This window comes from Bradyrhizobium sp. 137 (genome assembly GCF_023074095.1).
Taxonomy (GTDB): Bacteria; Pseudomonadota; Alphaproteobacteria; order Rhizobiales; family Xanthobacteraceae; genus Bradyrhizobium.
Genome location: NZ_JADPKU010000129.1, coordinates 244,223 through 270,694 on the forward strand (window position 1 = coordinate 244,223; position 26,472 = coordinate 270,694).

At 64.6% G+C, this 26,472-nt stretch carries 29 protein-coding genes and 1 pseudogene; 9 read left to right on the plus strand and 21 right to left on the minus strand.

What is annotated here, in order from left to right; all coding sequences use genetic code 11:
- Positions 1-136: 136 nt before the first annotated feature.
- The 13 genes and pseudogenes from purF to IVA78_RS33745 form a co-directional block, all read right to left on the minus strand.
- On the minus strand, positions 137-1,660 hold the full coding sequence (gene purF, locus IVA78_RS33685) for an amidophosphoribosyltransferase (RefSeq protein ID WP_247281643.1): 1,524 nt from the start codon (positions 1,658-1,660) through the stop codon (positions 137-139).
- Positions 1,661-1,687: 27 nt separating this feature from the next.
- Entirely contained in the window at positions 1,688-2,317 is a 630-nt protein-coding gene (locus IVA78_RS33690; RefSeq protein ID WP_018317599.1) for a CvpA family protein, read from the minus strand.
- A 168-nt stretch (positions 2,318-2,485) separates the two neighbouring features.
- Positions 2,486-3,931 (minus strand): DNA repair protein RadA, encoded by a 1,446-nt coding sequence (radA, locus tag IVA78_RS33695; RefSeq protein ID WP_247281642.1) that lies wholly within the window; start codon positions 3,929-3,931, stop codon positions 2,486-2,488.
- Positions 3,932-4,005: 74 nt separating this feature from the next.
- Positions 4,006-4,191, minus strand: a complete 186-nt coding sequence (locus tag IVA78_RS33700; RefSeq protein ID WP_247281641.1) for a hypothetical protein — start codon at positions 4,189-4,191, stop codon at positions 4,006-4,008.
- Between the two features lie 27 nt (positions 4,192-4,218).
- Positions 4,219-4,419: a hypothetical protein gene (locus IVA78_RS33705; protein ID WP_247281640.1), complete on the minus strand. Its 201-nt coding sequence runs from the start codon at positions 4,417-4,419 to the stop codon at positions 4,219-4,221.
- A gap of 41 nt (positions 4,420-4,460) precedes the next feature.
- Positions 4,461-5,180, minus strand: coding sequence for a sulfite exporter TauE/SafE family protein (locus IVA78_RS33710; protein ID WP_247449270.1), 720 nt, complete (start codon positions 5,178-5,180; stop codon positions 4,461-4,463).
- A gap of 260 nt (positions 5,181-5,440) precedes the next feature.
- Entirely contained in the window at positions 5,441-5,887 is a 447-nt protein-coding gene (rpiB, locus tag IVA78_RS33715) for a ribose 5-phosphate isomerase B (RefSeq protein WP_212433903.1), read from the minus strand.
- Between the two features lie 68 nt (positions 5,888-5,955).
- Positions 5,956-6,747 (minus strand): transporter substrate-binding domain-containing protein, encoded by a 792-nt coding sequence (locus IVA78_RS33720; RefSeq protein ID WP_247281638.1) that lies wholly within the window; start codon positions 6,745-6,747, stop codon positions 5,956-5,958.
- A 19-nt stretch (positions 6,748-6,766) separates the two neighbouring features.
- Complete coding sequence (locus tag IVA78_RS33725) at positions 6,767-7,525, minus strand: amino acid ABC transporter ATP-binding protein (protein ID WP_247281637.1); 759 nt, start codon at positions 7,523-7,525, stop codon at positions 6,767-6,769.
- A 1-nt stretch (position 7,526) separates the two neighbouring features.
- The gene (locus IVA78_RS33730; protein WP_247281636.1) at positions 7,527-8,195 is read right to left on the minus strand and encodes an amino acid ABC transporter permease; all 669 of its coding nucleotides are present in this window, start codon (positions 8,193-8,195) and stop codon (positions 7,527-7,529) included.
- A gap of 7 nt (positions 8,196-8,202) precedes the next feature.
- Positions 8,203-8,886, minus strand: a complete 684-nt coding sequence (locus IVA78_RS33735) for an amino acid ABC transporter permease (RefSeq protein WP_247281635.1) — start codon at positions 8,884-8,886, stop codon at positions 8,203-8,205.
- 10 nt (positions 8,887-8,896) lie between these two features.
- A pseudogene (locus IVA78_RS33740) lies at positions 8,897-9,823 on the minus strand (NAD(P)-dependent oxidoreductase); the annotation flags it as partial.
- A 27-nt stretch (positions 9,824-9,850) separates the two neighbouring features.
- Entirely contained in the window at positions 9,851-10,591 is a 741-nt protein-coding gene (locus IVA78_RS33745; protein WP_247281633.1) for a FadR/GntR family transcriptional regulator, read from the minus strand.
- A gap of 331 nt (positions 10,592-10,922) precedes the next feature.
- On the opposite strand from IVA78_RS33745, the gene IVA78_RS33750 reads away from it, so the two are divergent.
- The gene (locus tag IVA78_RS33750) at positions 10,923-11,291 is read left to right on the plus strand and encodes a GFA family protein (protein WP_247420039.1); all 369 of its coding nucleotides are present in this window, start codon (positions 10,923-10,925) and stop codon (positions 11,289-11,291) included.
- Positions 11,292-11,295: 4 nt separating this feature from the next.
- On the opposite strand, the gene IVA78_RS33755 is transcribed toward IVA78_RS33750, so the two are convergent.
- Positions 11,296-12,066 carry an exodeoxyribonuclease III gene (locus IVA78_RS33755; RefSeq protein WP_247281632.1) on the minus strand — a complete coding sequence of 257 codons (771 nt, stop codon included), beginning with the start codon at positions 12,064-12,066 and terminating at the stop codon, positions 11,296-11,298.
- A gap of 39 nt (positions 12,067-12,105) precedes the next feature.
- On the opposite strand from IVA78_RS33755, the gene IVA78_RS33760 reads away from it, so the two are divergent.
- Complete coding sequence (locus IVA78_RS33760; RefSeq protein ID WP_247281631.1) at positions 12,106-12,324, plus strand: cysteine rich repeat-containing protein; 219 nt, start codon at positions 12,106-12,108, stop codon at positions 12,322-12,324.
- 12 nt (positions 12,325-12,336) lie between these two features.
- Here IVA78_RS33760 and alr read toward each other — a convergent pair whose 3' ends face one another.
- From alr to IVA78_RS33775, 3 genes are all read right to left on the minus strand, one after another.
- On the minus strand, positions 12,337-13,614 hold the full coding sequence (gene alr / locus IVA78_RS33765) for an alanine racemase (RefSeq protein WP_247281688.1): 1,278 nt from the start codon (positions 13,612-13,614) through the stop codon (positions 12,337-12,339).
- A 56-nt stretch (positions 13,615-13,670) separates the two neighbouring features.
- The gene (locus IVA78_RS33770) at positions 13,671-15,176 is read right to left on the minus strand and encodes a replicative DNA helicase (protein ID WP_247281630.1); all 1,506 of its coding nucleotides are present in this window, start codon (positions 15,174-15,176) and stop codon (positions 13,671-13,673) included.
- A 756-nt stretch (positions 15,177-15,932) separates the two neighbouring features.
- Positions 15,933-17,183, minus strand: coding sequence for a cyclopropane-fatty-acyl-phospholipid synthase family protein (locus IVA78_RS33775; protein ID WP_247281628.1), 1,251 nt, complete (start codon positions 17,181-17,183; stop codon positions 15,933-15,935).
- Positions 17,184-17,460: 277 nt separating this feature from the next.
- On the opposite strand from IVA78_RS33775, the gene IVA78_RS33780 reads away from it, so the two are divergent.
- From IVA78_RS33780 to IVA78_RS33790, 3 genes are all read left to right on the plus strand, one after another.
- Entirely contained in the window at positions 17,461-18,438 is a 978-nt protein-coding gene (locus IVA78_RS33780; RefSeq protein ID WP_247281627.1) for a hypothetical protein, read from the plus strand.
- Between the two features lie 107 nt (positions 18,439-18,545).
- Positions 18,546-19,169 (plus strand): TetR/AcrR family transcriptional regulator, encoded by a 624-nt coding sequence (locus IVA78_RS33785; RefSeq protein WP_247281626.1) that lies wholly within the window; start codon positions 18,546-18,548, stop codon positions 19,167-19,169.
- On the plus strand, positions 19,153-19,617 hold the full coding sequence (locus tag IVA78_RS33790; RefSeq protein WP_247281625.1) for a PaaI family thioesterase: 465 nt from the start codon (positions 19,153-19,155) through the stop codon (positions 19,615-19,617). Before IVA78_RS33785 ends, IVA78_RS33790 begins: the two co-directional genes overlap by 17 nt.
- Before the next feature lie 112 nt (positions 19,618-19,729).
- On the opposite strand, the gene rplI is transcribed toward IVA78_RS33790, so the two are convergent.
- From rplI to rpsF, 4 genes are all read right to left on the minus strand, one after another.
- Positions 19,730-20,329: a 50S ribosomal protein L9 gene (rplI, locus tag IVA78_RS33795; RefSeq protein WP_247281624.1), complete on the minus strand. Its 600-nt coding sequence runs from the start codon at positions 20,327-20,329 to the stop codon at positions 19,730-19,732.
- Positions 20,330-20,377: 48 nt separating this feature from the next.
- Positions 20,378-21,358, minus strand: coding sequence for a DUF2232 domain-containing protein (locus IVA78_RS33800; protein WP_247281623.1), 981 nt, complete (start codon positions 21,356-21,358; stop codon positions 20,378-20,380).
- Positions 21,359-21,491: 133 nt separating this feature from the next.
- Positions 21,492-21,731 (minus strand): 30S ribosomal protein S18, encoded by a 240-nt coding sequence (gene rpsR / locus IVA78_RS33805; RefSeq protein ID WP_212371059.1) that lies wholly within the window; start codon positions 21,729-21,731, stop codon positions 21,492-21,494.
- A gap of 5 nt (positions 21,732-21,736) precedes the next feature.
- Positions 21,737-22,207, minus strand: coding sequence for a 30S ribosomal protein S6 (gene rpsF, locus IVA78_RS33810; RefSeq protein WP_247281622.1), 471 nt, complete (start codon positions 22,205-22,207; stop codon positions 21,737-21,739).
- A gap of 336 nt (positions 22,208-22,543) precedes the next feature.
- Here rpsF and IVA78_RS33815 point away from each other — a divergent pair, with 336 nt between their 5' ends.
- The 4 genes from IVA78_RS33815 to fabG all read left to right on the plus strand — a co-directional run bounded on the left by IVA78_RS33815 (position 22,544) and on the right by fabG (position 26,161).
- On the plus strand, positions 22,544-23,251 hold the full coding sequence (locus IVA78_RS33815) for a TetR/AcrR family transcriptional regulator C-terminal domain-containing protein (protein WP_247281621.1): 708 nt from the start codon (positions 22,544-22,546) through the stop codon (positions 23,249-23,251).
- A 3-nt stretch (positions 23,252-23,254) separates the two neighbouring features.
- Positions 23,255-24,280, plus strand: a complete 1,026-nt coding sequence (locus IVA78_RS33820) for a fatty acid desaturase family protein (protein WP_247469470.1) — start codon at positions 23,255-23,257, stop codon at positions 24,278-24,280.
- 172 nt (positions 24,281-24,452) lie between these two features.
- Positions 24,453-25,412 carry an ACP S-malonyltransferase gene (gene fabD, locus IVA78_RS33825; RefSeq protein ID WP_247281619.1) on the plus strand — a complete coding sequence of 320 codons (960 nt, stop codon included), beginning with the start codon at positions 24,453-24,455 and terminating at the stop codon, positions 25,410-25,412.
- An 11-nt stretch (positions 25,413-25,423) separates the two neighbouring features.
- Positions 25,424-26,161 carry a 3-oxoacyl-[acyl-carrier-protein] reductase gene (gene fabG / locus IVA78_RS33830; RefSeq protein WP_247281618.1) on the plus strand — a complete coding sequence of 246 codons (738 nt, stop codon included), beginning with the start codon at positions 25,424-25,426 and terminating at the stop codon, positions 26,159-26,161.
- Positions 26,162-26,472 lie beyond the last annotated feature (311 nt).

Here is a 26,472-nt window from a genome sequence, read left to right on the forward strand (position 1 = left end):
GGCGTGGATGGCCGGGACAAGCCCCCATGGTCTCGTCATTCCGGGGCGGTCCGCAGGACCGACCCCGGAATCCAGAGCTTACGACACGATCTCGAGATTCCGGGTTCGCGCTGCGCGCGCCCCGGAATGACAGTGGTCAGCTCGCCTCCGCCAGCAGCGAGAGCTGCCGCGGCTGCGGCTCGGTCTGGGTCTGGTCGGTGAGATGGGTCGGATACGCCCCGGTGAAGCAGTGGTCCGAGAATTTCGGATTGGCGGGATCGCGGCCCGGTTCGCCCATGGCGCGGTACATGCCGTCGATCGACAGGAAGGCGAGCGAGTCTGCGCCGATGATCTCGCGCATCTCCTCGAGTGAATGCGTCGCCGCGAGCAGGCCGCCGCGGTCGGGCAGGTCGATGCCGTAATAATCGGGATAGAGGATCGGCGGCGAAGCGAGGCGGAAGTGCACTTCGGTCGCACCCGCATCGCGCATCATGCGCACGATCTTCTTCGAGGTGGTGCCGCGCACCAGGGAGTCGTCGATCAGGATGATACGCTTGCCTTCGATCGCAGCCCGGTTGGCCGAGTGCTTCATGCGCACGCCGGATTCGCGGATCGCCTGCGTCGGCTGGATGAAGGTACGGCCGACATAATGGTTGCGGATGATGCCGAGCTCGAACGGCACGCCGGAGAACTGGCTGTAGCCGACCGCCGCGGGTACGCCGGAATCCGGCACCGGCACCACGACGTCGACCGGCACGTGGCTCTCGCGCGCGAGCTGCGCACCGAAGTTCTTGCGCACCTCGTAGACCGAACGGCCGTGGACGATGGAATCCGGACGGGAGAAGTAGATATATTCGAAGATGCAGGGGCGGGGCGCCATCGGCGGGAACGGCTTGTGGATGTCCTGGCCGTTCTCGTCGAACACGATGACTTCGCCGGGCTCGATGTCGCGCACGAAGCGCGCGCCGATGATGTCGAGGGCGCAGGTCTCCGAGGTCAGGATCGGACAGCCGTCGAGCTCGCCGAGCACGAGCGGACGAATGCCGCGCGGATCGCGCGCGCCGACCAGCTTCTTGTTGGTCAGCGAGACCAGCGCATAGGCACCTTCGATCTCGCGCAGCGCGTCGACATAGCGCTCGATGAAACGGCTGCGCTTGGAGCGCGCAACCAAATGCAGGATCACCTCGGTGTCGGTGGTCGACTGCATCATCGCGCCGTTCTTCACGAGCTCGCGGCGCAGTGTCAGGCCGTTGGTGAGGTTGCCGTTATGCGCGACGGCAAGACCGCCGGCGTTGAGCTCGGCGAACAGCGGCTGCACGTTGCGCAGGATGGTGGCGCCGGTGGTGGAGTAACGGACATGGCCGACCGCGACATTGCCGGGCAGGCGGTCGATCACCTCGCGGCGGGAGAAGGTGTCGCCGACGAGGCCGAGGCGGCGTTCCGAGTGAAAGCGGCTGCCGTCGTAGGAGACGATGCCGGCGGCTTCCTGGCCGCGGTGCTGAAGAGCGTGGAGACCGAGCGCGGTGATGGCGGCGGCATCGGGATGGCCGTAGATGCCGAACACGCCGCATTCCTCTCGCAGCGTATCCCCCTCCAGATCGTCCTGGACCTCCAGAGCGGCCGGGCCCAAACCGGCCCTTGGATCGAGATCAAGCTGGGCGTCCTGGTCAGGGTGTCGCATCTCGTCCGCGCCTTTCTTTAGGGCCAATCAACGCGCCGCAGGTTTCTCGATCAGCTTTTTCAGGCTGTCACGAGCCGGTTTACTGTATCCGTCGCCACTGCCCGAAGGCTGCTGCTCGGATTCAGCTTGATCATCATCTGGTTTGTTTTTCTTGAATCTCTTCAAGATGGTGTTCTCGGGGTCGTCGGGCAAGAGGGCCATCAGCCAATCCCCGGTTCCCTGGAGCACCACGCGGGATTTCGCCCCTGTAACCCAGTCCGGACGCTGCTTGTCTGGAACCAGCCAGGTGAAGAACAGGAAGGCGACCACGACGATCAAAAGCCCGCGAGCCAGGCCAAACAGGAAGCCGAGCGTGCGGTCCAGCGCGCCGATGCGCGAATCCAGGATCATGTCCGAGATTCGGACCGTGATCACGGAGACCACGACCAGGGTGCCCACGAATACGCCGGCGACCACGACCACGCTCGCCACAGTGTCGTTGTTGAAATAGGTCTTGGCGGTCGGCAGCAGCTTCGAGAAGGAGTACAGCGTGACGATCGCGGCAGCGCCCCAGGCTGCGATCGACAGGATTTCGCGCATGAAGCCGCGGACCATGGCGAGCAGGCCCGAAATCAGCATCACACCGAGCAGGATCAGGTCGAGGAGTGTTACTGGCATCGGCTGGTCTGGTCCGCTCGTACTCTCAAAGGTGCTCTAGCGAATCGGTGTTTGGCCGCTGCCCTAAAAGACGGGCAGACGGCGTTCCCGGCAAGGCCGCAACCACGCAATCCCATGCTGCTTTTGTGACGGCTGTATAGCGGCGGGGGCCTCCGACGTCACCTCCGGCTAACCATCTCCACGGCGGAATCTTGCCGGTGTGGCATTTTTCTCTGCCGGCCCGTTCGATTCGCCCCGGCGCGAGCCGCGGGCGGCGATTTCGGCCACCAATGTCGTCAGGCTGTTGACCGCGTTCAGCGACAACCCGGCATCGGCGCTGGTCTCACCCCGGGCCGATTCGGGCAGCACGGCGCGCTGGAAGCCGAGTTTTGCCGCTTCCTTCAGCCGGGCTGGGGTCTGCGCGACGGGGCGGACCACGCCGGACAGCGAGATCTCACCGAAATAGACGGCATCGGTCGGTAACTGCGCATTAACCAGGGACGACACCAGTGCCGCCGCAGCGGCCAGATCCGCCGCCGGCTCGTTGATGCGCAGGCCGCCGGCGACATTGAGATAGACGTCATGGCCGGACAGCTTGACCCCGCAATGGGCTTCCAGCACCGCCAGCACCATCGAGAGCCGGCTCGGGTCCCAGCCGACCACGGCCCGGCGCGGGGTGCCGAGCGAGGTCGGGGCCACGAGTGCCTGCAATTCCACCAGGACGGGCCTTGTGCCCTCGATTCCTGCGAACACGGCGGTGCCGGGCGTGCCGAGATCGCGCTCGGACAGGAACAGCTCGGAGGGGTTGGTGACCTCGCGCAGGCCGAGGCCCGTCATCTCGAACACGCCGATCTCGTCGGTCGGCCCGAACCGGTTCTTCACGGCACGGAGGATGCGGAATTGCTGCGAGCCTTCGCCCTCGAACGACATCACGGCATCGACCATGTGCTCGACCACGCGGGGGCCGGCGATCTGGCCGTCCTTGGTGACATGGCCGACCAGGATGATGGCAGCACCGGTCTTCTTGGCAAAGCGGATCAGCGCCTGCGCCGAGGCACGGACCTGGGTCACGGTGCCGGGCGCGGATTCCACCGTGTCGGTCCACATCGTCTGGATCGAGTCGATCACGATCAGCCGAGGGACCGCGCCCTCCGACAGCGTCGACACGATGTCCTCCACCGAAGTCTCGGCGGCGAGCTGCACCGGCGCATCCGACAGCCCAAGCCGCTCTGCGCGCAGGCGCACCTGCGCGACCGCCTCTTCACCGGAGATGTAGACGACGCGGTGGCCGGCGCGCGCCAGCAGGCTTGTCGCCTGCGTCAGCAGGGTGGATTTGCCGATGCCGGGATCGCCGCCGACCAGCAGCACCGAGCCGCGGACGAACCCGCCGCCGGTGACGCGGTCGAGCTCGGTCATCCCTGACGACAAACGCGGCGCATCCGGGCTTCTTCCGGCAAGGCTCTCCAGCGCAAACGTCCGTCCCTTGCGTTTGGAACGGATCGACACCGGCACGCTGCCGCTGGTGTCCTCCTCGGCCAGCGTGTTCCACTCGCCGCAGGACTCGCACTTACCCTGCCAGCGATTATAGGCCGCGCCGCAGTTCTGGCAGACGAAGGAGAGGGTGCTCTTGGCCATGGAACGAAGTGAGTCGCTACTTTGGGTGCGGCGTGCTTAGCACGATCAGACCCGAAGTTGCGAACCGTCTCCCGCTATCGCGCTCTTGGCAACTCGTCCTTGCGCTTGCACAGCACGTATGGCCTCCCGTCGATCTTGATCGCGCCGTTTGCGCCCGGGGCCAACTTGATCGCGACCTTGCTGCCGTTCGCGCCTCTGGTGAAGTCGTCCGAGAATTCGAAGCAGGTGGCGGACAGCACAAGGCCGTCGCCGGCCGGCACTGTGCGGTCGACGCGGCAGTGGTTTTCTTACCGATCGATCAGCGGGGCCGGCTTGCCCTTGATGGCGTTGTCGAGATCGATCATCGTCTTGCTGTCCGGGGCGTTCTTGTCGCGGCAATCCTGCTTGGTTAGAGCCCATAAACCGTCGAACGGCTGCGCGGCGAAAGTCGGCTGTGGTGCGGAAAGGACGATGCCGGCGGCAGCGACAATCAGGGGCACTGTGTGCATGCATTGGTCCTTCTCGGCGATATGTCTCGAAGGGAGCGCAGTCAGAACGCGTTGAACAGCATCGTCAAGCCCGCCGCCAGCATGATGCCATCCATCAGCAGGCGAAACATCTCCGGCTTCAGGTGCAGCACGAAACGCTTCGCGACGAAGGCGCCCGACATCAGCGAGGCGCCCGCGATCAGGCCCTTGACGAAGACCTCGCCGGTCAGGGCGCCGAAGCGCTCGAAGGTCACGGATTTCGCGAAGTAGAGGCCAAGCGAGGAGGCAGCTTCAGTCGCGAGGAAGGCGCCCTTGCTGAGCCCGTAAAACAGAAACAAGGGCACGCTGAGCGGGCCAGTCGAGACCACGATGCCGGTGAGATAGCCGATGACGGCGCCGCCGATCGCGAGATGCCAGAGATTGGCCTTCAGGTCGTGCTGCGCCAACCAGTGTCGCACCGGAACCATCGCGATCAGGAAGATGCCGATGGTGAGATCGACCGCGTGCGCGGGCAGCGCCAGCAGCGTCCGTGCGCCGAGCGCTGCGGCCGGAATGCCCGTCACCGAATAGGCCACGCAAGCCCGCCAGTCGACCTCGCGCCACCACGCCAAAATCCGTGAAAAGTTCGCCATCACAGAGGCCACCGCCATGATCGGCACGGCTTCCTTCGGCCCGTAGGCATAGACCAGCACCGGCATCAGCATGATCGACGAGCCGGTGCCGACGATGCCGGAGATGGTGCCGGCGATGAGGCCGACGCTGAGGACGAAGAGAAAGGCCAAAATGGGCTCCGCGAATCGGGAGAGTTTAGCCGCGCCCAGCGATATGGGCGATCCGTGAGGCGAGGGAACCGATCGCGCGACGCATCGGCATGCCGGTCTGGCCGGCTTTGAGACATTTCAATGCCGCGGCTTTGCAGCTTACCACGAGCGCGCTGCAGCGACACGCTTTCCCTGAGCATGGCTGCGAATGCGCCGACAAAGGTATCGCCGGCCCCATCGTATCGGCCGGCGAGCCGAACACCAGGGTCATGGAGAGGCGGTCAGCCTTGCTCGTCCATGACGCGCAGCTTCTCCACGCGGCGGCGGAAATCCTCGTCGGTCGAGAATTCGGCCGAGAGGTAGGAGGACACGAGATCCACAGCGAGCCAGGCGCCGACGATCTGCGCGCCGATGCACATGACGTTGACGTCGTCGTGCTCGACGCTCTGATGGGCGGAATGGACGTCATGGCAGACCGCGGCGCGGATGCCCTTCATTTTGTTGGCCGCGATCGAGGCGCCGACGCCGGTGCCGCACACCATGATGCCGCGTGCGGCTTCGCCCGAAGTCACCTTCTGCGCCACCGCGCGCGCGATGTCGGGGAAGTCCACCGGCTTGTCGTCATAGGAGCCGACGTCGATAACGTCGTGGCCGAGCTTGCGGATGTGATCGATGACGGTCTGCTTGAGCGGCCAGCCGGCGTGGTCGGATCCGATGACGAGACGCATGTAATATCCTTCTTGAGCTTGCATTGATCGTGACAGCCGTATGCGGCTGTCACGATTGTCCGTTTGATTCAGCTGCGCATGTCGGGCGGCAGTTCGACGCCGTGGAATTTCTTGTAGATCGCGTTGAGCTTGCCGTTCTTGACGTTCTCGGTGATCCAGGCGTTGAGCTTGTCCATCAGGCGCTGCTCGCCCTTCTTCAGGCCGATGGCGAGGTCGAAGGTCGCCAGCGGAATCCTGGACTCGAACACCCGCGAGGGGTTCTTCACCCCAATCTGGTTGATGATCGTCGCGGACGAGGCGACGCAGTCGACCTGGCCGGAGACGGCCGCCGTCACCATCGTGGCATCATCGTCGTAGCGGGCGATCTTGAGGTCCTTGTCCTTCATGTTGGACAGCGTCGTGTCCTGCGTGGTGCCGCGCGAGACGCCGATCGGCTTGTCCTTCAGGTCGGGCCAGTCCTTGACGGCCGACGATTTCAGGCAGCCGACATCGGATTGCAGCGTCGCATAGCGCTTGGTGAAGTCGATCACTTTGGCGCGGTCCGGCGTCACCGACAGGGTCGAGATGATGATGTCCGCCTTGCCGGTCAGGACGTTGGGGATCCGGGTCGCGCCGGTGGTCTGGATGAATTCCAGCTCGAGCCCCCAATCCTTGGCGAGCAGCTGGGCGACTTCGACGTCGGAGCCGGTCGGCTTCATCGTGGAATCCATCATGCCCGAGGGCGGAATGGCAAGGTCCGTCGAGATGCGGATTTTCTTCGCCTTCGTGATGTCGTCGAGCAGATCGGCAGATGCCGGCGTGGCTGATATCATGACGAGGCAGCACAGCGCGGCCGCCCCCAGCAATGTCTTGTTTGTCATCCTTGGTTCTCCTCTCCTATTATGATTTCAGGTTTCCCGTGCCCACGAATTGCATGAGCTCGGGCGTTACCGGCGACGTCAGGATCGAGGCGGGCCCAGTCTCGTGGACCTTGCCGCGATGCATGAAGACGATTCGGTCGGCGATGCCTTTGGCAAAGCCCATCTCGTGGGTGACCATCACCATGGTCATGCCATCAGCCGCGAGTTGCTCGATCACCTTCAGCACTTCGCCGGTGAGCTCCGGATCGAGCGCGGAAGTGACCTCGTCGAACAGCATCACCTTCGGCTGCATGGCAAGCGAGCGGGCGATCGCGGCGCGCTGCTGCTGGCCGCCCGAGAGCTGTTCGGGATAGGCATGCAGTTTCTCCTCGAGCCCGACCTGTGCGAGCACTTTTCGCGCGAGGTCCTTGGCTTGCGAAGCGGTCAGGCCCTTCACGGCACACGGCGCGAGCGTGATGTTCTGCTCGATCGTGAGGTGCGGAAACAGATTGTAGCTCTGGAACACGATGCCGACGTCCTGGCGCAGCGCACGCAGATCGACGTCCGGTCGGTCGACCCGGTGTCCGCAGACGACGATCTCGCCGCCGTCGACCTTCTCGAAGCGGTCGATGCAGCGCAGCGCCGTGCTCTTGCCGGAGCCGGAGCGTCCGATCAGCGCCAGCACCTCGCCGCGTTCGACGGCAAAGGAGACGCCGTCGAGCACCCGCAGCGGGCCAAAGCTTTTCTGCACGTCGCGAAGTGACACGATGGGCTCGGAGGAGAGGGCGTTTTGTTGCATGTCAGGCCGGCGCGAGGTTGGACCTGCCATACCCCATCCGCCGTTCCAGCCTCTGGCTGAACAGCGACAGGGGATAGCACATGGCGAAGTAGGTGGCGGCGATGATGGCGTAGATGGCGAACGGCTCGAACAGCGAGTTGTTGACGATCTGGCCCGAGCGCATCAGCTCGACGAAGCCAACGACGGAGGCGAGCGAGGTGTTCTTGATGATCTGCACCATGAAGCCGACGGTCGGAGGCGTCGCGATGCGGATCGCCTGCGGCAGGATCACCTTCATCATGCGCTGGGTCCGGCTCAGCGCCAGGCCTTCGGCAGCCTCCCATTGCGGCTTCGGCACGGACTCGATGCAGCCGCGCCAGATCTCGCCGAGATAGGCGGCAACATAGAGCGTCAGCGAGGCGCCGGCCGCCGCGAGCGGCGAGACCTTCAGGCCGATGGCGGCCAAGCCGAAATAGCCGAGGAACAGAATGACGAGCAGCGGCGTGCCCTGGACGAGCTGGACATAGACGGCACTGGCGATCCGCACCGATTTGAGCGGCGAGATACGCGCCAGCGCAATCACGAAGCCGACGATGCCGCCGCCGATCAGCGCGATCATGGACAATCCGATCGTCCACAGCGCGCCCTGGCCGAGGAACATCAGATGATTGATGTTGAGATGTCCGCCCATGGTCATCTCACAACGGCGTGCCGAGCCGGCGTCGGCGCGGAAACAGCACGAGGCCGAGGCCCCAGAAGCCCGCGCGCATCACCAACGACAGGATGACGTAGAGAACGGCCACGATGATGTAGGTCTCGAAGGCGCGATACGTGTCCGACTGGATGTAGTTCGCGACCGCGGTGAGCTCCTCGGCCGAGATCTGCGAGCAGACCGAGGAGGCCAGCATCAGCAGCACGAATTGGCTGGTCAGCGCCGGATAAACCTTCTCGATCGCCGGCAGCAGGATGATGTGCCAGTAGATCTGGAGACGCGACAGTGCCAGCCCTTCGGCGGCCTCGATCTGTCCGCGCGGGATCGCCTCGAAGCCGGCCCGCATGATCTCGGCGGTATAGGCGCCGACATTGATGGTCAGCGCGGCCACCGCCACGGTGAAGGCGGAGTACTTTAGGCCAAGGCTGGCGAGGCCGAAATAAACCAGGAAGATCTGCACGAGCAGTGGGGTGTTGCGGATGGTCTCGACATAGACCTTGCAGGCGCCCGCGATCAGCGCGTTATGCGTGCCGCGCCCGACCGCCGCAAGCGTTCCGAGCAGGGCGCCGAGCACGGTCGCGAAGAATGCCAACTCCAACGTGAGCGCGGCACCGGCCAGAAAACTTGGCCAGCGCTCCAGCACTGCGGGAAAGTCGAGTTGGAGGGTCATCGTATCGGGTTCAGCCCGTCACCTGGTTGGTCATGCGGTCATAGACGCGGAACAGCGCCTGGTTGCCGTTGCTGCCTTCGCCATGCGCGCGCGCATCGACATATTGACTGGTGACGAGCGCAGTGCCGGGCAGCGGCACGTTCAGCGCCTGCGCGTGCTCCTGCACCAGGCGCAGATCTTTCAGCATCAGGTCGATGCGGAAGCCGGCGCCGACGTCGCCCTCGATCATGGACGGGCCGAGCTTGTCGAGCATCCACGAGGCAGCCGAGCCGCCGAGCAGCACCCGACGCAGCAGGTTGAGATCGACCCCCGAGGCGCGCCCGAGCGCAACCGCCTCGCAAATGGCCTGGATGTTGATGCCGCAGATCAGCTGGTTGCAGAGTTTGACGGTCTGGCCAGCGCCGGAGGCTCCGACATGCGTGATGGTCGTGCCCATCGCACGGAAGAACGGCTCGGCTTTGGCAAAGGCTTCGGCATCGCCACCGGCCATGATCGACAGCGCAGCGTTCTTGGCGCCCACAGGCCCGCCCGAGACCGGCGCGTCGATGAAGCCGACACCGGCTTTTTGCAGCTCGGCATGGATACGACGGACGGCGACCGGCGAGATCGTGCTCATGTCGACGATCAGCTTGCCGGGAGGAGGGGACTTCAGGAGCCCATGGTCGCCGTAAATGGTCGCCTCGACATGGGGCGTGTCGGGCAGCATGGTGATGACGATCTCGGCGCCTTGCGCGGCGTCGGCGGGGCTGTTGGTGCGGGTCGCACCTTCCTTGACGCTTTCCGCCAGCGCGACTTCGTTCAGATCGAAGACGCGAACCGCGTGTCCGGCCGCCAGAAGGTTGCGCACCATCTCGCGTCCCATCGTGCCGATGCCTATGAAGCCGACATTGCCCTTGTCGTTCCGTCCCATGGTGTCAGTCCGTTTCTTGCTTGATTGGTTTCTTGCTTGATTGGCCTGCCGCGATCAACCTGAGGCGCTGGTCTTGTCGATGTCGCCGGCAACGGCGCGCCGCCGGTATTCGTCGCCGATGGCAAAATGCTTGCGCAGCGTCGCATCTGCGCGCTCCGGATCACGTGCAATGACCGCTTCGAAGATGCGCCGGTGATCATCGATCAGATACGTCTTCATCGACGGGAAAGCCTGAACCAGCTCGCGGCGGCTGCGATGCGAATGCGTCAACAGGCCTCCCATCGAACTGTGTAGAACCGTCAACGTCTCCGAATGCGAGGCGACGACGATAGCGCGATGGAAGTCGAAGTCGGCCATGCCGCCGGCATCCGCCTCGTCGATCGTTTCCCCGATTTTTGCCAGCGCGCGTTGGAGACGTTCGAAATCGGCTATGTTGGCGCGTTCGCAGGCCAGCCTGATCGCCTGGCATTCAATCGCCACGCGGGCCTGCATGACGTCATCGAGCATGTCCGCCTGTTGGGCCAGCGCGAAGGTGAAGAAGTCATTCAGCACGGAGACGTCCGGCCGCGTCACCACGGTGCCGATGCGGTGGCGGATCTCGACGATGCCGAGGACGGTCAGGGCCCGCAGCGCTTCGCGGACAATCGGCCGGCTGACGCCGAGCAGGGTCGCCAGCTCGCGTTCGGAAATCAGCCGGTCGCCGGGCTTGAGCGAGCCCGCCAGCAGGCGCTCGCGCAAGAAGGCGAACACCTTCTCGAACCCTTTTTCGCCTTCGACCGCCCGCTTGAGCTCCATCCCACGTCTCTTGGTCTGATCCTGGTCAGACCAGTATGATAACCAGCACCGCTGAGGTCAAGAGGCTCAACATTGAATGGGTCGGAAAATGCGCGAACTGCTTCCAGACGGCCGGCTTGGAGGCCGACGAGTCAAATGGAATCGGAATACGCGTAACCCATTGAGCGGATAGGGGTGGGCTACTGTGCATGGGGTTGTTTTCCATGTTCTGTTGGAGCGACCGGATGACCGCCATCCGCGTGGGTTTTGAAACCCAATGGCGAGGCTGCTGACAGCATGTTGGCAGCAGCGGCCGGCTACGACCATGTCCTGACTAAACGGAGAGAGGATCATGCCGATCGAGGCAAGCTGTCATTGCGGTGAGACGGTGTTCGAGGTGACGGAGGCGCCGTCGAGCGTGACGCGCTGCACCTGCACGCTCTGCACCAAGCGCGGCGCGCTATGGGCCTATTACACGCCGGCGCAGTTCCGCCTGCTGTCGCCCCCCGACAACGTCGCGACCTATCTCTGGGGCAGCCGCTCCGTCAAGCATCACTTCTGTGCGAATTGCGGCTGCGGCACCTATTCGGAATCGCCGGACTGGTCGACGGGCAAGCCCGATTTCGACAATCCCAAGGTCGCCGTGAATGCGCGCCTGTTCGACGATTTCGATTTGGACGCGGTACCGGTGAACGTGATCGACGGCAGGAATCTGTGGTGAGGAGTCACCGCAACACGATCCACGCCGGCGCGTGATCGCTCGCGCCATCCTCGCCGCGGATCTTCTTGTCGACGCCGGCTTTGACCAGGCGCGGGGCGAGGGCAGGGCTGAGCAATAGATGATCAAGCCGCAGGCCCGCATCGCGCGGCCAGCGGTTTCGCTTGTAGTCCCAGAACGTGTAGATGCGCTCTTCGGGATGCAGTTCGCGGATCGCGTCGCACCAGCCTTGTTCGACCAGTGAGGCAAACGCCGCACGGCTCTTCGGCTGGATCAGCGCATCCTTGTCCCATGAGCGCGTCGGATAGATGTCGATCGCCGTCGGCGCGACGTTGTAGTCGCCGGCGAGCACCACCGGTAGCTCCTGCTTGATGAAGCTCTTGGCGTGGCGCCTCAGCCGCGCGAACCAGTCCAGCTTGTAATCGAATTTCGGCCCGGGCTGCGGGTTGCCGTTCGGCAGATAGATACTCGTGACGATGACGCCGCGGACGGCGGCTTCGATGTAGCGGGCTTCGTGATCGTCGGTCGTCCCCGGCAAGCGGTCGCGGGTGAGCACCGGCTCGGCGCTGCGGGCGAGGATGGCGACGCCGTTCCAGGTCTTTTGTCCACGCCAGACTGCGCCATAGCCGGCTTTTTCGATGGCCGCCGCCGGAAATTCGCCATCACTTGCCTTCAACTCCTGAAGCGCGACGACATCGGGCTTCGCGATCCGCAGCCATGCCAAGAGATTGGGCAGGCGGCGACTGACGTTGTTGATGTTGAATGTCGCAATCTTCATGTAGGGCTGACGCTTCTGCCTTCCGATTCCGGAGACACAATGTCCAAGTTGAGCTTTATTGCCATCGCACTTGTCGTCGCGTTCTCCGGAGGCGCATCGGCACAATCGTCCGATCCGCGCGGCGCGTGCAAGGCGGACTATGACAAATTCTGCGCCGGCATCGCGCCCGGCGGCGGCATCGTCGCCTGTCTGAACGGCAAGCGCGATCAGCTCAGCGCGACCTGCAAGGCGGCGCTGGACAACCGGAAAAAGAAGTAAGCGAGGAGCAGTTCAGCTCCGCAGCGGCGGCGGGCTTGCCGGCTGCTCGATCGACGGCGGGGAGGGCGGCTGCTCAACTGCCTGTGCGGCAGCTGGCTTTGTCACCGGCTCCACGATATTGCCGCCCTTGTAGAGGCGGGCATAGCGGCGGCCGAGGCTGGTCAGCACCTCATAGCCGATCGTGCCGAAATGATGCGCGAGCTCGTCGACGGTAATGCCCTCGCCGAGCAGCGTCACCATGTGGCCGCGCCGCGCCGCGTTCGGCGGCAGGTCGGTGATATCGATTGCGATCAGGTCCATCGAGATGCGGCCCGCGACCGGGCAGCGTTTTCCGGCCACGATGACTTCGGCGCCGCGGGTGCCGTCATTGGAGCTGGCGGCGCGGAAATAGCCGTCGGCATAGCCGACCGCGATGATCGCGAGCTTGGTCGGCCGCCGTGCGGTCCAGGTGCCGCCATAGCCGACGGTCTCGCCGCGCTCGATGGTGCGGATCTGCACGATGCGCGCCTTGAGATCCACGACTTGCTGCATCGGATTATCGGCCTCCGGCGTCGGATTGACGCCGTAGAGTGCGGCCCCAGGCCGCACCATGTCGAACTGGAAGGGCGCGCCCAGGAAGATGCCGGAGGAATTGGCGAGCGCCGCCGGCACGCCGGAGAACTCGCTAGCGATGCCGCGGAAGGCTGCGAGTTGTCTTGCATTCACCGGGCTGTTGAGCTGCTCGGCCGAGACCAAATGGCTCATCACCAGCGTGATGCCGTGATCGCCGGCATTGATGCGGGGGATGATGGCCTGCGCTTCCGCAAGCGTCAGGCCGAGCCGGTTCATGCCGGTGTCGATGTGAACAGCGGCGCCTCCGGTCCAGCCGGTGCGGCGGCAGAACACGTCCCATTCGGCGAGCTCGTTGAGGTCGCCGATCACCGGCCGGCAGTTGATCTTCGCATAGTGCTCGCCGGTGTTCTGGAAATAGCCGCTGAGCACGTAGATCGTGGGCTCCGGCACGGCCGCGCGCACCTTGCGCGCTTCCTCTATGGTGGCGACGAAGAAGGTCTTGCAGCCGGCCTTGCTCAGGGCACGCGCGACTTCGGCGGCGCCGCAGCCATAGGCGTCGGCCTTGATAACCGCCGAGCACTCGGCCGGCACCGCCGTCTTCTCGAGTTTGCGCCAATTGGCGATGATGGCGTCGAGATCGACGGTGAGCACGCCGCCATAGGCGGCGAGCGCGGCAGCCTGACTGGCCTCCGCGGAGAGAAGACCGGATTGCGGGATCGTTTTCGGGTCGGACGCCATTGTCATGGCGCCGTTTTACGCAAGAGGCCCCAAGGGTTCAACCCGGGGAACAGTTTCTAATAGTCGCTGCGATCCGGCAATTGGCCGTCATGGGCGAGGTCGCCGAAGCGGGTGACGGAGGCGTCGAAGTGCAGCTCGACCGTGCCGGTCGGGCCATGGCGCTGCTTGCCGATGATGACTTCGGCCCGGCCGACCGTGCGTTCCATGTCGGCCTGCCATTTGGCGTGCTCCTCAGTGCCGGGACGCGGCTCCTTCATGGCGAGGTAATATTCCTCGCGGAACACGAACAGCACGACGTCGGCGTCCTGCTCGATCGAGCCGGATTCGCGCAGGTCCGAGAGCTGCGGCCGCTTGTCGTCACGCGACTCCACCTGACGCGAAAGCTGAGACAGCGCGATCACGGGGACGTTGAGCTCCTTCGCCAGCGCCTTCAGGCTGGTCGTGATCTCCGTGATTTCCTGCACGCGGCTGTCGCTGGCGCGCTTGCCTGAGCCGGACAACAGCTGGATGTAGTCGATCACCAGGAGATCGAGGCCCTTCTGGCGCTTGAGTCGGCGGGCGCGCGCCATTAGCTGCGCGATCGACAGGCCGCCGGTGGCGTCGACATAGAACGGCAGCGATTGCAGCTCGATCGAGACCTGGCGGATCTTCTCGAAATCGGCTTCCGTGATGCCGCCGCGACGGATGTGCGAGGAGGGGATGCCGGTGCGCTCGGCCACGATACGCGTGGCGAGCTGGTCGGCCGACATTTCGCAGGAGAAAAAGCCGATCACGCCGCCATTGGCGGCCTTCATGGTGCCGTCGGCCTGGAGTTCCGGAACATAGGCTTGCGCGACGTTGTAGGCGATGTTGGTCGCCAGCGAGGTCTTGCCCATACCGGGACGTCCCGCCACGATGATGAGGTCGGAATGCTGCAAGCCGCCCATCTTGGTGTCGAGATCGCGCAGGCCCGTCGAGATGCCTGACAGCTTTCCGTCGCGCTGGAACGCCTTCGCCGCAAGATCGACGGCGACCGTCAGCGCCTGCGAGAATTTCTGGAAACCGCCGTCATAACGGCCAGACTCGGCAAGTTCGTAGAGCTTGCGTTCGGCGTCCTCAATCTGCGCCCGCGGCTGGAAATCGACGGGCGCGTCGTATGCGACATTGACCATGTCCTCGCCGATGCCGATCAGGTCGCGCCTGAGCGACAGGTCGTAGACGGTGCGGCCGTAATCCTGGGCGTTGATGATGGTGGTCGCTTCGGCCGCGAGCCGCGCCAGATATTGCCCGATGGTCATGCCGCCGACATCGGTATCGGCGGGAAGGAACGTCTTCAGCGTGACGGGCGTCGCGATCTTGCCCATCCGGATCAGGCTGCCGGCGGTCTCGAAAATGGTCTGGTGTAGCGGCTCGAAGAAATGCTTCGCCTCCAGGAAGTCGGAGACGCGATAGAAGGCGTCGTTGTTGACTAGGATCGCGCCCAGGAGGCTCTGTTCCGCCTCGATATTGTGCGGCGCGCTCCGATAGGCGGGCGTTCCGGCGTCGGGCGCGAGTTTGAGAACGTTCGAATCAGTCAGGGCCATGGTCGGACGTGCTTAGCAATTTTCTTGGGCGGATGCGGGGCGGGGATAAAGCGCCGCTGCAGGCGAAAGCGGAAGCAAAAGCTGACCGCTATCAACCGTTCAGTGAAAATGGTGGATGATTGGCCGCCGCAGCACGCCCCACGCTTGACGGATTTTCGCGGAACCGGGTGCGGCTTGGGAGCGGACGCACCCGCGCGGTGGAAAAAGCCTGAAGCCGTGAACCTTATGGATTGGCGCGCAGACCCATCGAAGAGCGCGCGAATTGACGCACGCTGGGAGCTTTCGGCTGGGATTCAGACCAGCAGGAGGTAGACCAGCGCAGCCAAGGCCGCCCCGACGCCAGTGACGATCAGGGCGTAATCGGTGCGGAGGTCGTTCTGCACGTCGAATGCGGTTTGGGTCTCTTTGCGCATGGCGACGATCTAAGCCAAGTCCGACCAGCTTTGTGTGAAGCAGATCACATCTTCCCGGATTCTTTCGGGTAGAGCCGGAACAGGCCGGCGGGCAGGGGGTTGTCCCCGACCCGCCAGCAGGGAGACGCAAGCGATGCGGCCAGAACGGCAGCAGCAGATGTGGCGAAGCGAGGCAGGCAGCCGGCTTTGGCTAGCTGGACTGATCGCGGCCATGGAGCACGCCGAGCGGCCTGAAGTGCGGCGTCAGCCGGTTGCACCTGAAGTGCTTTTGGAATTGCGGACGCAACTGGCGCTAAGCGCCTCCTTGCGGCTTTCCCAGATTTCCGGCCTGCATCATTAGGGCCTATTCACCTGCCAGCTTGAGCCTGGGCTTGGCGCCGCCCTCGATGGCCCGCAGCCGGGCCTCTTCGCGCGCGATGTAGTCGCGCGTCATCGGCACGATGCCCTGGCGCCGGGTGAGCTGGATCTGGAAGTTCATCATCGCCTGCTTGCGGAAGGTCATTTCGCAGGCCGCCAGGTAGAACTCCCACATCAGCGCGAAGCGCTCATCGTAGAGCTGCACGGCCTCCTCGCGCCGCGCCATGAAGCGCTCTCGCCAGGCTTTGAGCGTCTCGGCGTAGTGCAGGCGCAGGATCTCGATGTCGCAGACCAATAGGCCCGCCCGCTCGATCGACGGCAGCACCTCGGACAGCGCGGGGATGTAGCCGCCGGGGAAGATGTATTTGGCGATCCAGGGATTGGTCGAGTCCGGTCCCTGCGAACGGCCGATCGAATGCAGCAGCATGACCCCGTCCTCGCTCAGGAGCTCGGCGCAGCGCTGGAAGTAGGTGTCGTAGAAGCGGGCGCCGACATGCTCGAACATGCCGACTGAGACGATGCGGTCGAATGGGCCTTCGATGTCGCGGTAGTCCTGCAGCAGGAATTTGGCCGAGCCCGTCAGCCCCTTTTCGGCGGCGCGTGCATTGGCGATCCGCAATTGCTCGGTTGACAGAGTGATGCCGGTGACGTCGGCGCCCGCGATCTCGGCAAGATAGAGCCCGAGCCCGCCCCAGCCCGAGCCGATGTCGAGCACACGCTGGCGGACCCCGACGAGCAGCTTCGCGGCGATGTGCCGCTTCTTGGCGAGCTGCGCGTCATCGAGCGTCGTCTCCGGCGTCTCGAAATAGGCGCAGCTATATTGCTTGTCGGCATCAAGAAAGAGCGAATAGAGCCGGGCGTCGAGATCGTAGTGGTGCGCCACGTTACTGCGCGAGCGCGAGCGCGGATTGAACTGCTTGAGGTGGCGCGTCAGATAGCGCAGGTGCCACCACGGTTTGGCCCACTGCGGCAATAGGTCGGGTTGATCCAGCAGGATCGCGAGGGCATCAGCTATGGTGCCGTGTTCGACCACGAACTCGCCATCCATGTAGGCTTCGCCAAGCCCGAGTTCGGGATTGATGAGGATTTTTCGTTCTGCGTCTTTCGTGACGAAGCGGACTGCGACCGGGGCGCCGGAGCCGTCACCGACGGTGAACGTCGTCCCGCTTGCGCTGGTCACCGTCATCGACCCGCGCCGGATGAATTGAGACAGAAACTTATGCAACAAGCGGTCCATCGGCATTTCCTCTCGAGCGGACCCGAAAGATGCGACTAACCCGGCCTTCATATCTGACGCCCAGGCGCCGCAGCGGTTCCTATGCGTTTGCATCTAAAATCTAGCGAGCCAGTTCCGGCTCCGCCATTGCGCTGTGCTCAAAGCCGATATTCGAAAAGCGCTTAATCACATCCTTGCGCGCGGGCCTGCTTCCATTCGCGGCGCAATCGGATAAAAGGTGACCGCCGCCGCGCGGGATGCCGGTGCACCTCTCGTATTTCAGTGGAGATGATGGGAAATGTCGAGCCGAGCGTTCAGTCTCGCGACGGTACTGCTTCTGATCGGCTTCGGCGCGACCGATACCGTTCTTGCGCAGGCAACGAACCTCGAGGCCGGCAAGACTCCGTCCCAGCTCTTCGCGCAGACCTGCAATGCCTGCCACAAGAGCCCGCGTGGACTTCTGAAGTCCGTGGCGCCGAGTTCGCTGCCGGGATTCCTGCGCCAGCACTACACCACGAGCTCGGACATGGCGGGCATTCTCGCCTCCTACCTCGTCTCCAATGGTGCCACCGACACCCGGTATCAGGCCAAGGACGGCAGGGACAAGAAGGACGGCACCAGGGAGCGAGAAGCCAATACAGCTCCGGGCCAGTCCGAACATCAGGGCCGCCGCCAGCGCTCGCAGGAGGCCGCCAAGCCGGAGGGCGAGGGGTCCGCTCCTGCGGTCGAGGGCCCGCGCCAAAAGCGTGCTGCGCGGCCGGCCGACGAAGGCATGAAATCCGAAGGCCAGGCAGCACCCGAGGGACGCAAGGCCAAGCGCCGCGGGAAGCCCGGCACTGAGGAAGCACCGAAGTTCGACGCCGCCGCGCCGGCCACTGAAGACAAGAAGAGCGAGCCGAAGGCCGAGTCGAAGCCTGAGACGGTCAAGCCCGACAGGGCCAAGGTCGAGCCGAATCGTGACGAGACCGAGCCCGACAGTGGCACGGCATCGGAGAAGCCCGCCGACGCCATGCCTGATAGCGCGAAGGTAGAGCCGCGCGGCAGTGAAGCTCCGTCGCTGCGCCCGGATCCGGTGCCGCAGGTGACGCCGTCTGCACCAGCCGCCGTGAAGCCGACCGAGCCGGCCGCGCCCAGAGCGACGGAAGAGGCGGCTCCGACTGCGCCTGCTGCCAGCTCCGAACCGGCCAAGGCGCCGGCACCTCCCGCGACCGCTGCAGCCCCGCCTGCGCCGCCGGCCGAGTCGTCCGGCCCGCCGACGCCGCCGATCTCGCGCTAAACCAGCTTGGTTTTGATGGACATGCGCCGACCGCGTTGATCGCGGCCTCCGCACCGTATTGACGAGGCCTAGAGTGATACTCTAGATTAATGCTCTAGGAGGCGGCAATGACGTCGAACGTGCGAGACGACCTGTTGGCGGCCGGGCTGATCGTGTTCGACCGCGTCGGCTTCGAAGCCGCGACGGTGGCTGCGATCCGCACCCGGGCGCGCGCCTCCAATGGCAGCTTCTTTCACGCCTTCGGCTCAAAGAAGGAGCTCGCCGGTGCGCTGTTCCTGCAGGTCCTGCGGCACTATCACGCCGCAATGCTGACCGCGCTCAATCCCGTGCCCGGTGCGGAGCAGGGCATCGATCGGCTGATCCGGGCGCATCTTGAGTGGGTCGTGAGCAGCCGGCGCGAGGCGCGCTACCTCTTCGAGATTTCCCGCAGCGAGTGGGGCGAGGAGGTTCGCGATGCCCAGCGCGCGCAGAACGCGCGCCTCGCCGACGGCATCGAGCGCTGGCGCGCGCCGCTGGTTGCACGCGGTGAGCTCTTGCCGATGACGCCGGCAATGTTCATCAGCCAGCTGATCGGGCCGGCGCAGATCTTCTGCCGCGCCTTCCTGTCGGGACGCGACCACACCGACCCTCGCGGGGAGGCCGACATACTGATCGCCTGCGCCATTCGGGCGCTAAGGCCGTTCGACCGCATCAACCAGCAACAGGACAGAGTGCATGTCAGCCGCAGCTGATCCGGAGTTCGCACCGATTGCCGACCGCATCCACGCCAATGTCGGCCGGCAGGGCTTCATGACCCTGGTCGGCGCCGAGCTTTCGGACTTGTCGCGCGGCAGCTGCACGATCGCCGTGGATCGCCGGCCGGAGCTGCTGCAGCAGCACGGCTTCTTCCACGGCGGCGTCACCGCCTTCCTGATCGACAACGCCACAACGATCGCAGCCGCGACCTCGCGTGGCCAGCCGGCGCTGACGGCGGAGTACAAGCTCAATTTATTGTCGCCTGCAGTCGGCGAGAAGCTGATCTGCCGTGCCCGGGTGATCAAGCCGGGCCGTCAGGTCTCGGTGGTTGCGGCCGACGTATTCTGCGTCAGCGACGGCGTCGAGAAGCACACGGCAACGGCGCTGGCCTCGATTGCGATGCTGAGCGAGGACGCCGCGAAAACGAAAAGCCCGGCCGCCTGAGGCAGCCGGGCTGATTTTGAGCTCGTCATTCCGGGGCTCGCGAAGCGAGAACCCGGAATCTCGAGATTCCGGGTCTGGTCCTTCGGACCATCCCGGAATGACGACATTGGAGTTACTTCTCTTCCGTAGCCGGCGCCGGCTCGACCTCGTCGTGCTGGGCTTCCGGATCGAAGAACTCGCCGGCCGCGGCGATTGCCTCGGCAGCCGCGTCGCGGTCCTCGTTGCGGGTCGAGATGTCCTCGCCGCGGTTGATGCGCTCGGCCTCGTCCTGGCTGCGCGCGACCGTCACGGTGATGTCGACCTCGACCTCCGGGTGAACGGCGACGGTGACCGTGTGCTTGCCGATTGTCTTGATCGGTGCGTCGAGCTGCACCTGCGGGCGGTCAAGATGGACGCCGTCGGTTTCGAACGCCATGACGATGTCGCGCACGGTGACCGAGCCGAATAGCTGGCCGGCTTCGGAGGCCTGGCGGATCACGATGATGTTCTTGCCCTGGATCTTTTCGGCGACCTTGGACGCTTCGCCCTTGGCCTGGAGGTTGCGAGCCTCGAGCTCAGCCTTCATGCCGTCATACTTGGCACGGTTGTCGGCAGTGGCGCGCAGCGCCTTGCCGCGCTTGAGCAGGAAATTGCGGGCATAGCCGTCGCGAACCTTCACGACTTCGCCCATCTGGCCGAGCTTGGTGACGCGTTCCAGCAAAATGACTTCCATATTCGTTCTCCTTTGAAGGGATCTGAGTTTCAGTTTCCGGGGTTGAACTTAAGAGGTTGGCAGCGGCGGCGGCCGCCGGCTGCGCAGGAAGCGCTCGCGGAAGCCGAACACGGCATCCGCAAGACCGAGGATCACCATCGCGATGACAGGCCATCCGAACACGACGACGACGGCGTAGGTCGAGCCGAGCCAGAAGGTGCGGCTCTTCAGCGCCAGTGTCAGCGTATGCAGCACGGCAAAACCGGTCAGCGCATAGCCCATCATCAGCGCGGCCGTGGTGATCTGCGCGACGATCGCGAGCAGCCCGCCGGTGAAGCAGAAGGCGAGCGCGATGCAGAGCGCCACGAGCGTCATCGGCGGCAGCTCGGCCGCCTTCAGGTCCGGCCAGGGACGACGCAGCCGGCCCGACGTCGCGGTCACCTTGGCGCTGAGCCAGAGGCTGAGAGTCAGCGTCATCATCGCGACGATGGTGGCGGCGGCCGGTGCAATGCGCACGAGTGCGTCAACGAACTGGCTGGCTTCACCCGAAGTTTGCGGATCGGCGGCGGGGAGGAGGCGCATCAAGCCCCCCCGCAGCGTGCCGCTGATGGTGTCGGCGTCGGTGCCGAGCGTGAGCAGGGCGGCAATGGTGGTCAGCGCGGCGAAGCCTGCGATCCAGAGCAGGATGCGGCCGACCGGATACCACTCGATCTCGGGCTCGGCCGGCGGCTCGACGGCAGAGATATCTGGTGCGACGCTTCCCACGGGCCGGCCAAGCAGGACGAGATGGCCGAGCCACCAGGCCGGCAATGCGACGGTGACGGCGAAGGCGATGCAGTAGGGCAGGCCGAACAGCGCGCCGAGGCCGATTGCGGCGGCAATGCCGCCGAGGCACGCGCAAAGCGGCCCCCAGCCGATCGCGGCGACCATCAGCGGCAGCGGTGCGAGATAGAACAGGACGAGCGAGATCAGCGCGCCCGAGATGATCGAGGCGAACATCAGCGCCGACGCGGCGCCGGCGATCAGGGCTATCAATCCAAAGGCCATCATCAGCTGTCCCGCTCCCTTCGAGCGGTTAGAGGCGTCGTTTGCCCCAACCATCGGCGACCGGACGACCCGGAGGCCTTATGATTTCAGAATATGACGACCGGCGGCTCAGCGGCCGCCGGTCGAATTGGTCGTGTCAGCGAATGACGTAGGGCAAGAGGCCCAGGAACCGCGCGCGCTTGATGGCGCGGGCGAGCTCACGCTGCTTCTTCGCGGACACCGCGGTGATGCGGCTCGGCACGATCTTGCCGCGCTCAGAGACGTAACGCATCAGCAGCTTGGAGTCCTTGTAGTCGATCTTGGGAGCATTGGTGCCCGTGAACGGGCAGCTCTTGCGACGACGGAAAAACGGACGGCGTGCACCAGCTTCAGCCATTGATCTTACTCCGCATCCGCAGTGGTTTCAGCTTCTTCGCGCGGACGGCGCGGACCGCGGTCACCGCGGAAGCCGCCCTCACGGTCGCCGCGGAAGCCGCCTTCACGCTCGCCGCGGAAGCCACCGCCGCGGTCGTCACGCTCGCGATCACGATCGGCCTTGCGCATCATCGCGGACGGGCCTTCCTCAAGCTCCTCGACGCGGACGCTGAGATAGCGGATCACGTCTTCGCTGATGCGCTCCTGGCGCTCGATTTCGGCGATCGCCGCGGACGGCGCATCGATGTTGAGCAGCACGAAATGAGCCTTGCGGTTCTTGTTCATGCGATAGGTGAGGGAGCGAACGCCCCAATTCTCGGTCTTGGTGACCTTGCCGCCGAGACCCTCGACGATACCGGTCATCTGTGCAGTCAGCTCTTCGACCTGCTGCGGGCTCGCGTCCTGACGCGCGAGAAAAACATGCTCGTAAAGAGGCATGGAAGTCCTTTCCTCATGTTGGCGCATCGCCCGGCGTCAAGCCCTTAAGAGACCTTCGGAAAGGACTCTGGGATTAAGCTCAGAAGGCGGAAACACGGGACGACGGGCCGACTGGCCCTGCCACACCAAAATCACGAATGATTTGCTGAGACCGTCCGTTCAGCTCCCGGCCGGGGTCTGCGGATGTGCGCCTTATACGGATTTTGGCCGGCTTTGCAAGGTTGGGGGCCAAGTCTCGGCTCGCACAACCGAAGGCGGGTGGTGGTCGGCCCGCAAATCGAATCAGCTTGACCTGTTTGTTTGTATGGCATACAAAGAAGTCAGCGGGAGGATCCAATGGCAGACAATTCTGCCCATGCTCCGTTTGAACCGGGCGCCAGCGACCCCAAGCACGCCGCGCGCGCCACACGCACGGCCGGCCGCAAGATGCGGTCGCTGCTGTTGGATGCGGCAAGCCCGCTGTTCCGGGAGCGGGGGCTGTCGGGCACGTCGATCACCGACATCGCGGCCGCGGCGGACGCGTTCCCGAGCCAGATCACCTACTACTTCCGCACCAAGGAGGCGCTGTTCGTCGAATGTGCCTGCCGCGAGCTGCTGTATCTGGCGCGCGCAACGGAACAGGCGGCGCTGAGGACGCGCACGCCGCAGGAATACACGCACGCGCTGGCGGAGACGGTCACGGCGAGCGATTCGGTCGCCTTCTTCGCCGAGGCGCTGACGCTGACGCGGCGTCGCCAGGATCTCGCACCCCTGGTCGAGCGCACCATCGAGCGCCTGCACAGCGAAGGCGCGCGGGCCTATGCAAGCCAGGTCGCACGACACGGCTGGCGCACGCTGCGCGCGCCCGATGAAAGCTCGCGGCGGTTCTGGGCCGTTGCCATCGGCGTCATCCTCGAAGGCTACGCCATGGGCCGATCGCCGGAGGAGCTCTGCAGCGAGATGCTGCGCGTGCTCGGTGAGCAGGCGAAATCCACGGGCGAGGCTGCGCGCCTGCGTCTTGTCGAGCAGCGCGACGCGCCGAGCAATTCGAACGAGGAGAGTTAGGCCATGACCGCGCTTCGCATGCGTGCCCGCGATTTCCTGACCGACGATCAATTGGCCGACGTGCGCCAGCGCGTGACGTGGAAGGGCGTTGCGCTGATCGCGCACGCCTGGGCGCTCATCATCGGTGCGATCGCTCTGGTCGCGTGGTGGCCCAATCCGCTGACGTACATTCTCGCCGTCGCCATCATCGGCTCGCGCCAGCTTGGACTTGCCATCCTCATGCATGACGGCGCGCATGGCTGCTTGTCCGCCGATGAGAAAACCAATCTGGCGCTGAGCCAATGGTTCTGTGCCTATCCGCTGTTTGCGGAGACGCGGAGCTACCGGCGCTATCACTTGCAGCATCACGCGCGCACCCAGCAGGACGACGATCCCGATCTGGTGCTGTCGGCGCCGTTTCCGATCACCAAGCTGAGCTATCGCCGCAAGTTCATTCGCGACATCACCGGACAGACCGGCTACCAGCAGCGCAAGGCGCAATTGCTCAACGCGCTCGGGCCAAAGGACTGGGCATGGCGGCAGCGTGCGGCGCATTTCTGGGAGAAGCTCGGCCCACAATGCGTCGTCAATGCCGCAATGTTCGCTGCGCTCGCGGCGGCCGGCGTGTGGTGGGCCTATCCATTGCTATGGCTGGTGCCGCTGCTGACCTGGATGATGGTCATCACCCGCATCCGCAACGTCGCCGAGCACGCCGTCGTCCCTGACAGCAATGATCCCTTGCGCAACACTCGGACCACGCATGCCAATTTTCTCGAGCGCCTGTTCATCGCCCCGTACTACGTGAATTATCATCTCGAGCATCACCTCTTGTTCTATGTGCCCTGCTACAATTTGCCGAAGGTGCATCGCCTGCTGAGCGCCAGCCGGCATGCCGACCGCATGGAGGTGCAGCCGGGCTACGCCGCGGTGCTGCGGCTTGCCACCGCGAAGCCAAATCAGGACGATCGGCCGGGGCAACTGGTCAACAGCGCGCGCCGCGCGCGGGCGGGGGCAGAGGTCGACGTCAACCAGACGGCCGGCGGATTCTAGGAAACCGTATCACCGGTTGAATCCGGCCGGGGTTCCCATCTTGGCTTGACATTCCGACCCCGGACAGTGTCTACGGCCCCCTTTGGAGCGTGATCCGGAACCTTGGGCTGAGGCCGCGCGTAGTCGGCTGCCGGTTCTCGTGAGGATCACGCCCGACATGCAGGGAGCGCCGATGACGGCAGCATTTACATTTCCGGGGCAGGGGTCCCAGGCGGTTGGCATGGGCAAGGCCCTCGCCGACGCCTTTCCGGCAGCGCGCGCCCTGTTCGACGAGGTCGATGCTGCGCTTGGGGAGAAATTGACGGCGACCATTTGGGATGGTCCGGCCGAGACCCTTCAGCTTACCGAAAACGCCCAGCCAGCGCTGATGGCGGTCTCCCTCGCAACCCTGCGCGTGCTGGAGAGTGAAGCCGGTTTTTCCGTCGGGCGGGACGCAGCCTTCGTCGCTGGCCACTCGCTTGGTGAATATTCGGCGCTGGCTGCGGCCGGCGGCCTGAGCATCTCCGATACCGCTCGGCTGCTTCGCACCCGCGGTCTCGCAATGCAAAAAGCCGTGCCAGTCGGTGCCGGCGCAATGGCCGCGCTGCTTGGCCTCGACTACGAGGCCGCCATCGAGGTCGCCGATGAGGCGGCGCAGGGGCAGGTCTGCCAGGCCGCCAACGACAATGGCGGCGGGCAGGTGGTGGTCTCCGGCGACAAGGCGGCGGTCGATCGCGCCGTCGAGATCGCCAAGGGCAAGGGCGCCAAGCGCGCGATGCTGCTGCCGGTGTCGGCGCCGTTTCATTGCAAGCTGATGCAACCGGCCGCCGACGCCATGGCGGAGGCGCTCTCGACGGTCACGATCAAGGCGCCGGCCGCGCCGTTGGTGTCGAACGTGCTGGCGAGCGCCATCACCGATCCCGACGAGATCCGTCGCCGCCTGGTCGAGCAGGTCACGGGCACGGTGCGCTGGCGTGAATCGGTCGCCTATATGGCAGGGCAGGGCGTCACCCGTTTCTTCGAGATCGGCGCGGGCAAGGTGCTTACGGGACTCGTCAAGCGCATTGCGGACGGTGCCGTCGGCGTTGCGGTTGGCGGTCCGAGCGATATCGCTGCCGCCAAGGATGCACTGGCCGCTGCCAAGCAGGCTTAGAGGAGTACTTCATGTTCGATCTGACTGGCAGAAAGGCGCTCGTCACCGGCGCGACCGGCGGCATCGGCGGCGCGATCGCGCAGGCGCTGCATGCGCAGGGCGCTGCCGTTGCGATTTCCGGAACACGCAAGGACGTGCTGGACGAGCTTGCCGGCAGGCTCGGCGAGCGCGCCTTTGTGCTGCCCTGCAACCTCTCCAAGGCCGATGAGGTCGAAGCGCTGGTGCCCGCCGCGGAAGCCGCGATGGGACAAGTCGACATCCTCATCGCCAATGCCGGCATCACCCGCGACAATCTCTTCGTGCAGCTTCGCGATGAGGATTGGGAGGAGGTCATCAATGTCAATCTGACCGCGACCTTCCGCCTGGCGCGCGCGGCGACCAAATTGATGATGCGCAAGCGCTTCGGCCGCATCATCGCCATCACTTCGGTGGTCGGCGTCACCGGCAATCCGGGACAGGGCAATTATACAGCATCGAAAGCGGGCCTGATCGGCATGATCAAGACGCTCGGCGCCGAATACGCCAAGCGCGGCGTGACCGCCAATTGCATCGCGCCCGGCTTCATCAAGACGCCGATGACGGATGCGCTCAATGACAAGCAGCGCGAAACGATTCTGACCAAGGTTCCGGCTGCCCGCCTGGGGACGCCCGAAGACATCGCGGCAGCCGCCGTCTACCTGAGCTCGAACGAAGCGGCTTACGTCACCGGGCAAACCATCCACGTCAACGGCGGCATGGCCATGATCTGACGCCTCGTGCCGCACCGCCGGTCAGACCGGTGCCGGATGCGGCAAACGGCCGTTTCCGGAGCGAAATGAGGCTTGTAGTCAAGGCAATTGAAGTATGATAACCGGACCTACAACGGATGGGCAAAGAACGCCATTGCAGGTTTTTGAAACCCTGTATATTGGCGATGCGGAGCCTTTGGCCGTCGTTCGCCGGGGCCTGCATCGGTTAGGATGGGCCAAATCAAAGTTCGTAAGCGAAGGCAGTCAAACGACCACGACGGCTCGTATCGTCCCGGGGGGTCGGGTCTACAGGGAACAACACGAGGTTAAGC